Consider the following 15953-nt stretch of genomic DNA (forward strand, 5'->3'; position numbering starts at 1 on the left):
CGTGCGCCGGTCTCTGCTTCCGAAGAAGCATACCCCTCGACTTGCATGTGTTAAGCCTGCCGCTAGCGTTCATCCTGAGCCAGGATCAAACTCTTCATCGTATATTGTTGATCTAATCACTTAGATCGTATTGTTATTCGAATCAGTCTCTATCGGTTTTTTTTCAATCTCTCGATTATCTTACTCTTTATTCTTTTGTTTTAACATCTCTGTTAAAACGGCTGTCAATTCAATATGTCTACGAACGTGTCTTCTTATTTTTGTGTTTCGCTTGTTTCTCAAAGCGGGTGCAAAAGTAGAAAATTTATTTTCAACTGGCAAGTAAATTTTGAAGTTTTTTTTTGGAAATTTTCATTTCCTTTTCTTCTCATTTCCTAACCAATCTATCAATGAACTTCCGTTGTTTTGCGGGGTGCAAATGTAACATCTGTTTTCAAATCTCACAAGCTTTTCGAAATCTTTTTTTAGAAAATAAATTTTCGTTTTGATCAGTAATGCTTGTCAGTATTTCAGTGAACGTCTGTCGTTGTTGCGGGTGCAAAAGTAGGTAGTTTGTTTACATTTACAAGCCTTTTTGTTGTATAATTTCAATGTTTTTACAAACTTTTTCTTAACACTCTGATAACACTAACCTTAACCATCGTTCTTTTTTTAACTTTATCGGGATTTTCGTAAGCACATTGTACTTTTCATAATAACAACACTTGAAGAACCTCCATTTTTATGAACTTTACAGACTTATCGAGGTTTTTCTATTACTTTATAATAGTAATCACATATTAGTTTCGGCTCCCTGCGCCGGGGCTTACCTGATTATACCACGAAGACACGAAGGTTCTTTTGCTTTGCCTTTTGAATAAGACACTAGGATTTGCTCCCATACCTATATACACTATACTTCTAATTAAGAACAGCTGCCCTAGCCCCGATAGAAATGGAAATCCTTTTGCTCTTTTCTTTAAAAAACAAAAGATTGAAATGCATAGCGAGATGAAGCTCCTAATTCATATTTCAAAAACATATTAACTAAGCTTAAACCAGGAGCCAGCCAAATAAATCTATACTTATAACAACAAACGCGACAGGCTTTAAAAACCTGTCAGGTTCAAGGCTCAAATTCTTACCTTATATATAGGAAAGAAATTTCTAATTCCAAAAATGCACTCAACAAGCTTTAACTGTACCCACCCTAGCAAACCCAATCCTTATATCTATAAATAAGAAACCCGACAGTTTGAAAAACCGCCGGGTTCAAGAACCAAATCTTACCTTATACTAGGAGGGAAATTTCAAATCCGACAAACTATATGGACAAAAAAATCCAGATCCCAATTTTTAAGTTGAGATCTGGATTTTATTATGTTGAATTGATATCGCTTAGTCTAAAATAAAACTCACACTAACGTTTGCAACAACTTCAATCTCTCCAATAGCTAAAGTTTCGTTTGAAGCACCGGCTGAATCCATAGCCATTGATTTCATAGCGGCATACATTGGTTGTGGACGGTAAACCTGAGTATTATCAGAAATAGTATATGCCTTACCAACTTTTTGACCTAAAACCGAAACATAATCTTCTGCTTTTAATTTAGCATCTTTTATTGCCAATTTACGAGCTTCTGTTTCAATTAGAGCCAATTTAGAAGTTTCAAAAGAAACTCTGTCAATACGGTTAATACCTTGTTGAACCAAGCCTTCCATTAATTCATCATATTTAGATAAATCTTTTAATATAATTTCTACTGTTTGTGTAGCGTTATAACTGGTTTTCTTTTTCTCATAATCGTACTGTAGATTAAGAGCTACTTGTTTTGTTTTGAAATCTGCTGTTGGAACATTCATTTTTTTTATGAATTTTAAAACTGCATCGATTTTTTCGTCATTTTGTTTTTTGACGTCTTTAGCATTATTCCCTTTTGTTTCAACAGTTGCTGAAATACAAACCTGATCAGGTGCTACTTTTACTTTTCCTTCCCCGTTCACATTGATTTGAGGAATTTGTTTGGTTTCTTGTGCGTAAGACATAGTCATAAACATGATTGTTAAAAATAATACTACTTTCTTCATTTTTGTTATATTTAAATTTGTTTGATAATCGAATTTCAAAAGTTGTGCCAATATTATAATTTACCCAATTTTGCCATTACAAAAAGTATCAAAATAGGAATTGCTAACAGAATTACCATTAAACTATGATCTACAATCAAGGATGGTTCTTTTATCAACGTAATCAAATAACCTCCTATGGCACCTCCAAAATGCGCTGTATGCCCAATATTATCATTTTTAGCTCTCATTCCGTAAATTGAATATAATAAATATAAAATTCCAAATAAATAAGCTGGCATTGGTATGACAAAAAAGATTCCCAGCATCATATCCGGCTGTAATAATATCGCAGAATACAAAACCCCTGTTACAGCTCCCGAAGCTCCTACAGCTCTATAGCTGTAATCATTTTTATGAAAAAGCATTGTAAGCAGGCTTCCAAAAATCAAACTGCCGAAATAAATCAAAACAAAAGAAAAAGTTCCTAACCATTGTATGACTACAGGAGCAAAAAACCACAACGTAAGCATATTAAAAGCTAAATGCATAATATCAGCATGCAAAAACCCGGATGAAAGCATTCTGATTTGTTCTCCGGAACGAATACTTCCTACATGAAATTCGTATTTTCTAAAAAAAGCAAGATCATTAAAACCTTTGTAACTAATTATAGCATTAGCCACTATAATCCCTACTAAAATGGTATTCATAAAAAATATTTAATGTGATTTGTAAATATAGTCATTCTTAAACATATGTTAGCTTCAAACCAAAATATCGATGTTTATTCATTTTTACTTTATATTTGTAAAAAAATATTACATGCAATTTCTCGTTTATTTACTGGCCTATCCTTTACTTTGGCTGATCTCTATACTACCGTTTCGTTTATTTTACTGGTTATCAGATTGTGTCTATTTTATTATATATTATATCATTGGATACAGAAGAAAAGTAGTTAAGGAAAACCTTGCGCTTACTTTGCCTTACTTAAGCAAAACGGAACAAAAGCAAATCGAAAAAAAGTTCTATCACCATATGTGTGATATGTTTCTGGAAACGATTAAAACGATGAGTATTTCACCAAAAGAGATGGAAAAAAGATTTCGTGTTACCAATATTGAACTTGTAAATGAATATGCAACAAAAAACAAAAGCGTCATTCTGGTGGCGTCACATTATGCTAGCTACGAATGGCTTTTGACAATTAACCCGAAAATTGATTTTAAGGGAATTGCTGTTTATAAAAAAGTCGCCAATCCTTATTTTGATAAATTAGTACGAAGAATACGTTCAAAATATGATACGGAATTAGTAGAAACGAGAAAAGCGATTCCCACTATGGCTCAAAATCAACGTCAGGGAATTTTAAGCATGTACGGATTAGCAAGCGATCAATCTCCTAAACTGGATCGAATTTTTCATTCGATGAAATTTATGGGTATTGAAGTTCCTGTACATACAGGCGCAGAAATGCTGGCAAAAAAATACAACCTAAGTGTCATTTTTGTAAAAGTAAAAAAAGTAGCAAGAGGTTATTATGAAGCAACATTTGTACCTATTGCAGATAATCCTAACGATTATAAAAACTTCGATATTACAGAAAAATACTTAAGGGAAGTTGAAAAACAGATTTATGAAGCTCCTGAATATTATTTATGGACGCATAAAAGATGGAAACACCGAGTTGAATAATTTACAAAAAAATACCTCTTTCAAAATTAATGAAAGAGGTATTTTTTTGTGATTTAAATTGCTGAAAATTAAATTCCCGCAATTGCTTTTATTTCGTCTATAATTCGAAGTGCCAGAACATCTGCCTTTTCCTGAGATGGAGCTTCTGTATAAATTCTAATAATTGGTTCTGTATTTGATTTTCTTAAATGCACCCATTCTGTTGCAAAATCAATTTTAACTCCATCAATTGTTGCGATATCTTCATTTTTATATTTTTCTGTCATGGCAACTAAAATCGCATCAACATCAATTTGTGGTGTTAATTCAATTTTGTTTTTGCTCATATAATATTCAGGATAAGAAGCACGCAAAGCCGAAACCGACATTTTTTTATTTGCCAAATGCGTCAAAAACAAAGCTACTCCTACCAAGCTATCACGTCCGTAATGAGATTCAGGATAAATGATTCCACCGTTTCCTTCACCGCCAATAATAGCGTTATTCTTTTTCATTAACTCTACAACATTCACTTCTCCTACGGCACTCGCTTCGTATTTTCCACCATGAGCAACCGTCACGTCACGTAAAGCACGTGATGATGACATATTAGAAACCGTATTCCCCGGAGTTTTACCTAAAACATAATCAGCACAAGCTACTAATGTATATTCTTCTCCAAACATTTCTCCATCTTCGCAAATAAAAGCCAAACGATCTACATCTGGATCAACCACTACACCTAAATCAGCTTTTTCTTTTACCACCAATTCAGAGATATCAGTTAAATGCTCTTTTAAAGGCTCCGGATTGTGAGGAAAATGTCCGTTTGGTTCGCAGTATAATTTTACTACCTCAACACCCATTAATTCCAATAACCTTGGAATAATAATTCCGCCTGATGAATTTACACCATCAACAACTACTTTGAATTTTGCAGCTTTTACTGCCTCAACATCAACCAAAGGCAAATTTAAAACCTCGTCGATATGAATATCCATATAAGCATCATTCACCGTGATTTCTCCTAAACTATCTACATCCGAAAAATCGAAAGCTTCTGCATCGGCAATTTCAAGAATTTTAGCACCTTCTGCTCCACTTAAAAATTCTCCTTTTGCATTTAATAATTTCAATGCATTCCATTGTTTCGGATTATGAGAAGCTGTTAAAATAATTCCTCCATCTGCTTTTTCTAACGGAACAGCTACTTCTACAGTTGGCGTTGTCGAAAGTCCAAGATCAATTACATTAATCCCTAAACCTATTAAAGTATTTACAACAAGATTGTGAATCATTGGTCCGGAAATCCTGGCGTCACGACCTATTACAACTGTTAATTTTTCTTTTGAAGTATTGTTTTTAAGAAAAGTACCATATGCCGATGCAAATTTTACAGCATCAACAGGAGTCAGGTTATCTCCTACTTTTCCACCAATTGTTCCACGTATTCCTGATATCGATTTTATTAAAGTCATTTTTATGAGTTATGGTTACCAGTTACAAATATAGAAAAGTTACCAGGGTTCTTAGGTGCTTTTTTTTTAAAAGTTATTAAGGTTCTGACTAGCTAAGGTTCTTACATTTTAATAAAGGCGTGATCATTCATGAAACGATATAAAAAAGTTTTCATACTTTTACTAAAATAAACTTAGTTTCTTAACCTCTTAGCCGCGAAGCTTCGGGATAGTAACTCGAAAAATACTTTTACTAAAAATAACTTAGAGCCTTAGCGACTTAGAATCTTAGCAACTCAAAAAAAATGAATTTCCTAGCCCACATCTATTTGTCCGGAGATAATGATTTAATCAAAATTGGCAATTTTATGGCCGATGGAATTCGCGGGAAACAATTTGAGCATTTTCCTGAAGAAATTCAAAAAGGTATTATTTTGCATCGGTCAATTGATACTTATACCGATTCACATGATGTTTTCAGACAAAGTACCAAACGATTACATGAAAAATACCATCATTATGCCGGCGTAATTGTAGACATTCTTTATGATCATTTTTTAGCCAAAAACTGGGAGAAATACTCAGATGAAAAATTAGATAATTTCATTAACCGTTTTTACAGATCATTACACGAAAACTATCCCATTTTGACTGAAAAGACACAGGATTTAATGCCTTATATGGTTAAACAAAACTGGCTTTTAAGTTATCAGACCGTAGAAGGAATTCATCAGATTTTGACACAAATGGACAGAAGGTCGAAAAACATATCGAAAATGCAGTTTGCAAGTGAAGAGTTGATAGAATTTTATACTGAATTTGAACAAGAATTTACTTTGTTCTTCGAGGATCTCAAACAACACTCCAAACAAAAATTACTTACTTTATAAAATCGGTCCGGTTCTATAAAAACAAAATACAATTCTCTTTATGAAAAAGATTGCCCTTTTATTCAGCTTTATTTCATTTTATAATTTTGCTCAGCAAACTGCAAAACCAACCGGATTAACAGCAACAAAAGCCATGGTAGTTTCGGCACGCCAGGAAGCTTCGAAAGTTGGCACCGAGATTATACAAAAAGGCGGAAATGCTTTTGACGCAATGGTTGCTACTGAACTGGCTCTTGCAGTTGCATATCCGTACGCAGGAAATTTGGGAGGAGGAGGATTTATGGTTTACAGAAAATCAAATGGCGAAGTTGGATCTTTAGATTATCGCGAAAAAGCGCCACTTGCAGCATCAAAAGATATGTTTCTGGATAAAGACGGAAACGTCATTAAAGGTAAAAGTACTGCAACTGCTTTAGCAATTGGCGTTCCGGGAACTATTGCCGGAGTATTTGCCGTTCACAAAAAATTAGGATCGATGCCAATGTCTGAAATTTTAAAACCAGTAATTGCTTTAGCAGAAAGAGGTGTAATTGTAACTAAAAAACAAGAAAAAAGACTTCAGGATTATCACGATGCTATTGTTAAAGTAAATGGACCGAATACATTACTGGCAGGTAATTTTAAAGAAAATGATACCATCAAATATCCTGCGCTTGCCAATACTTTAAAACGAATTTCTAAGAACGGAAGAAATGAATTTTATAAAGGTGAAACAGGAAAAATTTTAGTTAAATATATTCAGAAAAAAGGTGGAATTATAACGCTTAAGGATTTGGAGAAATATGAAGCTAAATGGAGAAAACCATTACAATTTAATTATAAAGATTTAAAAATAACTTCAATGTCACCTCCAAGCAGTGGCGGAATTTGTCTGGCACAAATCATGAAAATGATTGCTCCCTATGATTTATCAAAAATGGGACATAACACTGAGGAATCTATTCAGGTTATTGTAGAAGCCGAAAGAAGAGCTTATGCAGATCGAAGCCAGTTTTTAGGTGATCCGGATTTTGTAAAAATTCCAATTAACGGATTATTATCTGATGCTTATTTAAAGGACAGAATGTCAAGTTTTGATGTAAACAAAGCGAGCCTATCATCAGAAATAAAAGAAGGAAAAGTCAACTTTAACGAAAGCACAGAAACTACTCATTATTCTATTGTTGATGCGCAGGGAAATGCGGTTGCCGCAACCACAACGCTTAATGACGGTTACGGATCAAAATACTATTGCGATGAATTAGGATTTTTCTTAAACAACGAAATGGATGATTTTAGTGCGAAACCAGGATCTCCAAATATGTTTGGCTTAGTAGGAAATGAAGCTAATAGTATTGCGCCGCAAAAAAGAATGCTAAGTTCAATGACACCAACAATTGTAGAGAAAAACGGAAAACTATTTATCGTCGTTGGTTCACCAGGTGGATCTACAATTATTACAAGTGTTTTGCAGGCTATTTTAAATGTTTATGAATATAATCTAAGTATGCAGGATGCTGTAAATGCGCCACGTTTTCATCACCAATGGCTACCGGATTTAATTACGTTTGAACCCAATGCTTTTGACAAAATCACAATTGACAAATTAAAAGCAAAAGGATATTTGATTAATGAAAAAACAACGCCTGTAATCGGTAAATTAGATTGCATTTTAGTCTTACCTGACAATACTCTTGAAGGTGGGGCAGATTTTCGTGGAGATGATACTGCTGTTGGTTTTTAAGTTAAAAAATTAGATTTATCCTTAAATGTCGTACAAATTTAAATGTTAAAAGCTAAATTTGCACTACACCTAACTTTTACAACAGCATGCTAAAAAAATATTTTAGAAGACTAGAAAGCATTATTGCTTTGGCTCAATCATTAATGACACCAAAGCAATTTATTTTTTTATCAAGTGTTTTAATTGGTATCTCTTGCTCTTTGGCTGTAATTGTTCTAAAAACTTTTGCCCATAGTGTTTTTTCCTTTGCTACTTATATTAATGGTATTCTTAAATTAAGTTTTATCAATAGTATTCTTCCTATTGTCGGAATCCTTCTGACTGTTTTTGTTGTAAAACGAATTCTAAATGGAAGTATCGAAAAAGGAACCTCTCAAATTTTATATGCTGTTGCGAAAAAAGCAAGTATTATTCCCAGAAAACAAATGTACGCCCAAATTGTTACCAGTTCCTTAACAGTAGGTTTAGGAGGTTCTGCGGGTTTAGAAAGCCCTATTGTGATTACAGGTGCAGCATTTGGTTCAAATTTTGCACAAAACTACAAATTACCTTATAAAGACAGAACATTGCTTATTGGCTGTGGTGTTGCCGCAGGTATTTCTGCCGCTTTTAACGCTCCAATTGCCGGTGTTCTTTTTGCTATTGAAGTTTTATTGGTTGATGTCAGTATTTCTGCCTTTACACCAATTATGATTTCTGCCGCTACCGGTGCGCTGGTTTCTGCAATTGTATTAGACGAAAGTATTTTATTGTCTTTTAGAAAACAAGAAGCTTTTAATTATCATAACATTCCTTTTTATGTGCTGTTAGGCATATTGACTGGTTTTATTGCCGTTTATTACGCAAGAAATTTTCAAAGAGTCGAACATTATTTTTCTAATTTAAAAGTTGGTCCTTATAAAAAAGCATTAATTGGTTCTTCGTTATTGGCACTGCTTATTTTTATATTTCCAACACTGTTTGGAGAGGGTTATGAAAGTATTAAAACGTTATCTGAAAGTGATCCCGGAAAAATATTAGACAATACTTTATTTGCTGATTTTAGAGATAATCAATGGGTTCTATTACTGTTTGTTGGATGCACAATGATGGTTAAAGTATTTGCATCAGCATTAACCCTTGGAAGTGGTGGAAATGGAGGGAATTTTGCTCCGTCTTTATTCTTAGGATCTTATTTGGGATATTTCTTTGCAAAATTTATAAGTCTTATCGGATTGTCGAAATTGCCTATCAGTAACTTTACAATGGTGGGAATGGCAGGTATTTTGAGCGGACTATTTCATGCACCTCTAACTGCAATCTTTTTAATTGCTGAGATTACGGGTGGCTATAGCCTGATGATTCCACTTATGATTGTTTCTTCAATAAGTTTTGCTATCTCTAAACGTTTCGAGAAATATTCTCTTGACGTAAAAGGTCTTGCTAAAAAAGGTCACGCATTTACAAGTAATAAAGATTCAAACATTCTTTCTACTCTTGATATTGATACTATTATTCAAACTGATTATCTGACGGTTCATCCGGAAGAGAACCTAAGCAAACTTGTTGATCTTATCTCACACTCTAACCAGGTTGTTTTTGCCGTGGTTGATAATGAGAAAGACCTCGTTGGTGTAGTTCATTTTAATGATATTCGAGAAATTATCTTCAATTCATATCAGGTAAAATATACTCTGATCAAAGATGTTATGAAAACTCCGCTGGCCATTATCTCATCAAACGACAGTATGGAAATCGTAATGAGTAAATTCGAAAAATCAAAATCAGCCTTTCTTCCGGTCTTACGAAATGACAAATACTTTGGTTTTATTTCTAAATCTATAGCACTTGAAGCCTACAGAATGAAATTACGTTCCATGACAATTGAGTAAAATTTAATTTATCCGATACCAAGAAGTGCCTTTGTGAGATTATGTGGAATATAGACTTAACATACAGAACTGAATTTCAGTCAACTTTTGACCGATTGTGCTAAAAAAGGCTTGACCTGCAAAACAGCAGACTATTGCCCAACATTGCTTTGCACAAAATTCGCGAGAGTTTATCACTAGAATGGACATACAATTCTAATGGTATCCAAGGAAATACTATGAGTTTACGAGAAACCCAAATGGTTATTCAGGAAGGAATTACTATTAAAGGGAAATCACTGCGTGAACATTTTGAAACACATAATCATGATAAGGCAATAGATTATTTATATTCTATTGTCGATGATAGTTACAACCTTCGAAGTATTGATATTCTTTCTATTCACGGATTAGTTTTACGTTCTATCGAAGATGACTTTGCAGGACGTTTACGCAATGGAGGTGTTCGTATTTCAGGTGCTAATTTCATGCCACCAAATGCCAATAAAATTTCAGATTATCTGGATGAGCTAATCGATTTTGTTAATACAAATCCATTAGATTTAAATGACATCGAACTGGCCACAATTTATCATCATAAACTAGTCTGGATTCATCCATTCTTTGATGGGAATGGGCGTACTGTTCGTTTGAGCATGAATTTACTATTGATGCGTTGCGGTTTTCCTCCAGCAATTATCCTAAAAAACGACAGGAAAAAACATTATGAAGCACTTAATCAGGCTAATAATGATAATTATCAAAAACTAACACTTTTAATGTCTCAGGCTTTAGAACGTGCATTAAACATATACCTAAGTTCGATGCCCGGAAATGATTATGACTACCAAAAAATTTCTGATATTGTTAGCGAACCTGAAACTCCTTACGAACAGGAATATGTTAGTTTACTAGCCAGAACAGGAAAAATTGATGCATATAAAGAAGGTAGAAATTGGTATACAACCAGAGAAGCTATTGAAGAATACAGGGCAACCCGAAAAAGAAAACGCTAGTTCCTACTAGCGTTATTTTGTTACTAATTGTAACATAAAGTTTTGCTATCGAGCACAAAAAGAACAAATCAAAGTGGTAACTTTGCGTTTTGCTCAAAATTATGTTAGAAAAAGACAATACTATTGAAGTTCTTGGTGCAAGGGTTCATAATCTAAAAAATATAGACATTTCTATTCCGCGTGAAAAACTGGTTGTTATTACCGGTTTATCAGGTTCGGGAAAATCTTCTTTGGCATTTGATACCATATATGCGGAAGGACAACGTCGTTACGTTGAAACTTTTTCGGCTTATGCCAGACAGTTTCTTGGTGGCTTAGAACGTCCAGATGTTGATAAAATCGACGGACTTTCGCCGGTAATTGCTATTGAACAAAAAACAACCAGCAAAAGTCCGCGTTCGACCGTTGGTACTATTACTGAAATTTATGATTTCCTACGACTTCTTTATGCTCGTGGTGCTGACGCTTATAGTTACAACACTGGAGAGAAAATGGTTTCCTATTCTGATGAACAAATTAAAGATTTGATTATTCAGGATTTTAAAGGGAAACGAATCAATATCCTTGCTCCAATTATTAGAGCCAGAAAAGGACATTATGCCGAGTTATTCCAGCAAATTACCAAACAAGGTTTCCTTAAAGTTCGTGTAAACGGCGAAGTTCAGGATCTGGTTTCAGGAATGAAACTGGATCGTTACAAAACACACGATATCGAAATTGTAGTCGACAGAATGTTGATAGAAGATACTGAAGACAATCAAAAAAGATTATCAGAAAGCATCAATACAGCCATGCATCATGGAGAAAACGTATTAATTATTTTGGACCAGGATACAAATGAAGTACGTTATTTCAGTAGAAACTTAATGTGTCCAACAACAGGAATATCGTATCAAAACCCAGAACCAAATTTATTTTCGTTCAACTCCCCAAAAGGAGCTTGTCCGCATTGCAATGGATTAGGGACAGTGCATGAAATTAATATTAAAAAAATTATTCCTAATCCTAAATTATCCATTAAAGCCGGAGGTTTCGCTCCGCTTGGTGAATACAAATCTTCGTGGATTTTTAAACAACTAGAAGTTATTGGAGAAAAATTCAGTTTTAAGATAACAGATCCAATTGAGAAGATTCCGGAAGAAGCTATGACGATGATCCTTCATGGTGGAAAAGATAAATTTGTCGTAAATTCTAAAGATTTAGGCGTTACCCGCGATTATAAAATAGATTTTGAAGGAATCTCACATTTCATCAAAAATCAGTTTGATGAAACTTCTTCAACCACGATAAAACGTTGGGCAAAAGATTTCATGGACGAAGTAAATTGTCCGGTTTGTGACGGTTCCCGTTTGAAAAAAGAAGCATTGTTCTTTAAAATCAACGGCAAAAATATCGTTGAATTGTGTGATATGGACATCTCCGATTTGACTGTCTGGTTTCAGGATTTAAACAAACATTTATCAGACAAACAGCTTTTGATTGCATCAGAAGTCGTTAAAGAAATAAAAGACCGTTTGAACTTTTTAATGAATGTTGGTTTGAATTATCTGGCTTTAAGCCGAAGTTCAAAATCACTTTCGGGTGGTGAAGCACAGCGTATTCGTCTGGCTACACAAATTGGTTCACAACTGGTTGGTGTTTTATATATTCTCGATGAGCCAAGTATTGGTTTACACCAAAGAGACAATGAAAAACTAATTCACTCCTTAGAACAATTACGCGATATCGGGAACTCGGTTATTGTTGTAGAACACGATAAAGACATGATCGAACGTGCTGATTACGTAATTGATATTGGTCCGAAAGCAGGTAAATACGGAGGAGAAATCATCAGTATTGGAACTCCCGCAGAAACGTTGAAATCGAATACAATTACCGCTCAATATTTGAACGGTAAAATGAAATTAGAGATTCCGAAAGAGCGCCGTAAAGGAAACGGCAAATTCCTAAAACTAACCGGAGCGACAGGAAACAACCTTAAAAATGTTTCGATCGAATTACCATTAGGGAAAATGATTTGTGTAACAGGAGTTTCAGGAAGTGGAAAATCTACTTTAATAAACGAAACCCTCTATCCTATCCTGAACGCTTATTATTTTAATGGCGTAAAAAAACCACAACCATACAAAAAGATTGAAGGCCTTGAGCATATTGACAAAGTAATTGATATCGATCAAAGTCCGATTGGAAGAACACCACGCTCGAATCCAGCTACTTATACAGAGGTTTTTACTGAAATCAGAAATCTTTTTACGATGACTTCTGAAAGTATGATTCGTGGTTATAAAGCGGGTCGTTTCAGTTTTAATGTAAAAGGCGGACGCTGTGAAACCTGCGAAGGTTCCGGTGTAAGAACTATCGAAATGAACTTTCTACCGGATGTTTATGTCGAATGCGAAACGTGTCAGGGAAAACGTTTCAATAGAGAAACATTAGAAATAAGATATAAAGGGAAATCAATTTCAGATGTCTTGAATATGACCGTTGATGAAGCTGTTCCGTTCTTTGAAATGATTCCGAAGATTTATAGAAAAGTAAAAACAATTCAGGATGTTGGGTTAGGATATATTACACTTGGTCAGCAAAGTACCACACTTTCCGGTGGTGAAGCACAACGTATCAAATTAGCCGGAGAATTGTCTAAAAAAGATACCGGAAATACCTTTTATATTCTTGACGAACCTACTACAGGATTGCATTTTGAAGACATTCGTGTTTTGATGGATGTAATTAATAAACTGGTTGATAAAGGAAATACGATCCTGATTATCGAACATAATATGGATGTCATAAAACTCGCTGATTACATCATTGATATTGGTCCCGAAGGAGGAAAAGGTGGCGGACAATTAATCGCCAAAGGAACTCCTGAAGAAGTAGTGAAAAGTAAAAAAAGTTATACGGCTAAGTTCTTGAAAAAGGAATTAGAATAGAAATGCATCTTTGTCATTTTTTTTTGACAAAGATGTATTGATTTAAAAAATTAACAGTAGTAATTTTATATTTTAGCATTAAAATATAAAAGATGAAATCAATTTTGCCATTCATTATATTAGTATTACTTAGTGCAAAAAGTTTTTCCCAGTCACAAAAAGATAGCCTTAGAGATGTTGTAAAAGAAAGGATTAAAAATATTAATGAAAAACAAATTGACAACCCTTACTATTCCAGACAAGAACTCGAAGAGGAATATCTCCGTGAAAACAGCGTATTTCAATCTTTAGCTCAGCCTAGCACAGAAAGTGATTTAGCAAATCATTATAAAATTTATCTGGAACAAAAACTTCTAAAAAAAATTAATTTTAGCAAACTGAAAACATCTTCTTACTACAAAGGCATTTCTAATAAAAAATACAATTACACTATCCGACTAACCTTTGAGATAAATAAGAAGAATAAAGCTTTTAATTTTCGCATTAATACAGGAGACAGGGAGCTCAATAAAAAAGTTATCGAAATTTTTAAAAATTATCCTTTAGAAAAATTAAACTTAAATGATAATGCTAAACTTGGAAAAATTAGTGTTCAGTTATTTACAAAAGAAGACAAAAACACACTAATAAAAGCAAGTACATTTGTCGTCATAGATGAGCTTCCCGTTTTAAAAGGATGCGAAAGTATTGCCTACAATTCCGAGTTGAACAGATGCCTTTATGATCAAATATTCGAGTATATTTTAAAAAACATCTCGCTTGAAAACATTGCGAAACAAAACAAAAGAGGAGAAATCGTTATCAATCCGCGTTTTTCTATTGATTCTAATGGAAAAATTTTCCGTGTTAATTCTATTGCTCCAAACAAAATCATTAAAGATGAAATTGACCAGATTATAACATCTTTCAATCAAGTGATAATTCCAGGTAAAAAAAATGACATTCCTAAAAACACTTATTGTGAAACTTTCCGGACGATAACTATCGAAAATTTAAAATGATGGACTTTATACAAACTTAAAAATACTTTCATAATTCATTGATAATGAATTAACAGCTTAAGAGATCATTATCACTACCTTACTTTAAAATTAATAAATGCTCATTTCTGTAACAATTCTCGAAAAAAGCAGTAATTTAGTATGCCCTAATTGCCAAAATCAGAAACTTTGGCAATTTTTTATGGGCTAAAAACAATGTTTCGATTGAAAACTGGTGCCCTAGCCCTGATGGGAGCGGCATCTTTTTGTGGCACGGTTCACCGCAAAAGATATAGCGAACAGCAGGATTAAGCTCCTCACTTCGATTACGCTCAGTGTGACAATAACTACTCTGAGAATGATAATTAAAAAAAAGACACAACTTAAATAAAAATATAAATAATTAAAATACCTAAAATGAGATTAGAAGATTTTGATAATGATGAGGACAAAGTAATTCAGGACCGTTTAAAACAAAAAACGTGGAATGAAATTAGAACAAATGACAGCTGGGCGATTTTTAAAATCATGGCCGAGTTTGTAAACGGTTACGAAAGCATGGGACGTATTGGTCCTTGTGTATCTATTTTTGGATCGGCGAGAACGAAACCGGATGATAAATACTATTTATTGGCTGAAAAAATTGCATACAAAATCAGTAAAGCTGGTTATGGTGTGATCACTGGAGGTGGTCCCGGAATCATGGAAGCTGGTAACAAAGGTGCGCATTTAGGAGGTGGAATTTCGGTTGGTTTAAACATCGAATTACCTTTTGAACAACACTTCAACCCTTATATCGACCACGATAAAAACCTGAATTTCGATTATTTCTTTGTGAGAAAAGTTATGTTCGTAAAATATTCGCAAGGTTTTGTGGTGATGCCTGGAGGTTTTGGAACTTTAGATGAAATGTTCGAAGCTATTACTTTAATTCAAACTAAGAAAATCGGAAAATTCCCAATTATATTAGTTGGTGTTGAATTCTGGTCTGGGTTGATCGAATGGGTAAAAACAGTTTTGGTTGAAAAAATGCAAACTGTAAGCCCTGAAGATTTAAACTTATTTAAAATCGTAGATACTGAAGATGAAGTTGTTGATGTATTAGATAAATTCTACAAGAAATACGATTTAAGTCCAAATTTCTAAAATTTTTTTTCAGCATATCAGTAAATAAATTGACGCGGATTTAACAGATTCGCCAAAGCAAAGACGCGGATAAAAACGGATTTTATTGGAATTTAGAATTTAAAAATTGAAATTTTATTTTTATCCTTTATATGGTGAAATCACATTAAATCTTACAAAAAATTGAAGCTGTTTTTTTTAAACAGCTTTTTTTATACTATTTTTACAATAAAACCAGAACGACTATAAGCTCGTA

11 protein-coding genes and 1 rRNA gene are annotated in these 15953 nt (G+C 33.7%); 8 read left to right on the forward strand and 4 right to left on the reverse strand.

Translation table 11 applies throughout. The features are described from left to right. The 3 genes from NJT12_RS19350 to NJT12_RS19360 all read right to left on the reverse strand — a co-directional run. Positions 1 to 101 (reverse strand): 16S ribosomal RNA (locus tag NJT12_RS19350); the annotation flags it as partial. 1276 nt (positions 102 to 1377) lie between these two features. After that, positions 1378 to 2067 (reverse strand): SIMPL domain-containing protein, encoded by a 690-nt coding sequence (locus NJT12_RS19355; RefSeq protein ID WP_271337572.1) that lies wholly within the window; start codon positions 2065 to 2067, stop codon positions 1378 to 1380. A gap of 53 nt (positions 2068 to 2120) precedes the next feature. Continuing rightward, entirely contained in the window at positions 2121 to 2759 is a 639-nt protein-coding gene (locus NJT12_RS19360) for a rhomboid family intramembrane serine protease (protein ID WP_271337573.1), read from the reverse strand. A gap of 112 nt (positions 2760 to 2871) precedes the next feature. Here NJT12_RS19360 and NJT12_RS19365 point away from each other — a divergent pair, with 112 nt between their 5' ends. Further along, on the forward strand, positions 2872 to 3744 hold the full coding sequence (locus NJT12_RS19365; protein ID WP_271337574.1) for a lysophospholipid acyltransferase family protein: 873 nt from the start codon (positions 2872 to 2874) through the stop codon (positions 3742 to 3744). 68 nt (positions 3745 to 3812) lie between these two features. On the opposite strand, the gene glmM is transcribed toward NJT12_RS19365, so the two are convergent. Further along, complete coding sequence (glmM, locus tag NJT12_RS19370; RefSeq protein ID WP_271337575.1) at positions 3813 to 5201, reverse strand: phosphoglucosamine mutase; 1389 nt, start codon at positions 5199 to 5201, stop codon at positions 3813 to 3815. A 284-nt stretch (positions 5202 to 5485) separates the two neighbouring features. Here glmM and NJT12_RS19375 point away from each other — a divergent pair, with 284 nt between their 5' ends. The 7 genes from NJT12_RS19375 to NJT12_RS19405 all read left to right on the forward strand — a co-directional run bounded on the left by NJT12_RS19375 (position 5486) and on the right by NJT12_RS19405 (position 15718). After that, positions 5486 to 6070: an acyl carrier protein phosphodiesterase gene (locus NJT12_RS19375; protein ID WP_271337576.1), complete on the forward strand. Its 585-nt coding sequence runs from the start codon at positions 5486 to 5488 to the stop codon at positions 6068 to 6070. A gap of 40 nt (positions 6071 to 6110) precedes the next feature. After that, the gene (ggt, locus tag NJT12_RS19380) at positions 6111 to 7793 is read left to right on the forward strand and encodes a gamma-glutamyltransferase (RefSeq protein ID WP_271337577.1); all 1683 of its coding nucleotides are present in this window, start codon (positions 6111 to 6113) and stop codon (positions 7791 to 7793) included. 86 nt (positions 7794 to 7879) lie between these two features. Next, positions 7880 to 9664 (forward strand): chloride channel protein, encoded by a 1785-nt coding sequence (locus tag NJT12_RS19385; RefSeq protein WP_271337578.1) that lies wholly within the window; start codon positions 7880 to 7882, stop codon positions 9662 to 9664. Positions 9665 to 9798: 134 nt separating this feature from the next. Beyond that, on the forward strand, positions 9799 to 10659 hold the full coding sequence (locus tag NJT12_RS19390; RefSeq protein ID WP_271337579.1) for a Fic family protein: 861 nt from the start codon (positions 9799 to 9801) through the stop codon (positions 10657 to 10659). A 101-nt stretch (positions 10660 to 10760) separates the two neighbouring features. Next, positions 10761 to 13592, forward strand: coding sequence for an excinuclease ABC subunit UvrA (gene uvrA / locus NJT12_RS19395; RefSeq protein WP_271337580.1), 2832 nt, complete (start codon positions 10761 to 10763; stop codon positions 13590 to 13592). Between the two features lie 92 nt (positions 13593 to 13684). Continuing rightward, positions 13685 to 14593: a hypothetical protein gene (locus tag NJT12_RS19400; RefSeq protein ID WP_271337581.1), complete on the forward strand. Its 909-nt coding sequence runs from the start codon at positions 13685 to 13687 to the stop codon at positions 14591 to 14593. A gap of 396 nt (positions 14594 to 14989) precedes the next feature. After that, entirely contained in the window at positions 14990 to 15718 is a 729-nt protein-coding gene (locus tag NJT12_RS19405; protein ID WP_055096620.1) for an LOG family protein, read from the forward strand. Positions 15719 to 15953 lie beyond the last annotated feature (235 nt).

Source organism: Flavobacterium azizsancarii, from assembly GCF_027980145.1.
Taxonomy (GTDB): Bacteria; Bacteroidota; Bacteroidia; order Flavobacteriales; family Flavobacteriaceae; genus Flavobacterium; species Flavobacterium azizsancarii.

Coding starts and splice junctions, on each gene's coding strand:
- NJT12_RS19355 (WP_271337572.1), bottom strand. CDS start 2,067: ATGAAGAAAGTAGTATTATTTTTAACAATCATGTTTATGACTATGTCT.
- NJT12_RS19360 (WP_271337573.1), bottom strand. CDS start 2,759: ATGAATACCATTTTAGTAGGGATTATAGTGGCTAATGCTATAATTAGT.
- NJT12_RS19365 (WP_271337574.1), top strand. CDS start 2,872: ATGCAATTTCTCGTTTATTTACTGGCCTATCCTTTACTTTGGCTGATC.
- glmM (WP_271337575.1), bottom strand. CDS start 5,201: ATGACTTTAATAAAATCGATATCAGGAATACGTGGAACAATTGGTGGA.
- NJT12_RS19375 (WP_271337576.1), top strand. CDS start 5,486: ATGAATTTCCTAGCCCACATCTATTTGTCCGGAGATAATGATTTAATC.
- ggt (WP_271337577.1), top strand. CDS start 6,111: ATGAAAAAGATTGCCCTTTTATTCAGCTTTATTTCATTTTATAATTTT.
- NJT12_RS19385 (WP_271337578.1), top strand. CDS start 7,880: ATGCTAAAAAAATATTTTAGAAGACTAGAAAGCATTATTGCTTTGGCT.
- uvrA (WP_271337580.1), top strand. CDS start 10,761: ATGTTAGAAAAAGACAATACTATTGAAGTTCTTGGTGCAAGGGTTCAT.
- NJT12_RS19400 (WP_271337581.1), top strand. CDS start 13,685: ATGAAATCAATTTTGCCATTCATTATATTAGTATTACTTAGTGCAAAA.
- NJT12_RS19405 (WP_055096620.1), top strand. CDS start 14,990: ATGAGATTAGAAGATTTTGATAATGATGAGGACAAAGTAATTCAGGAC.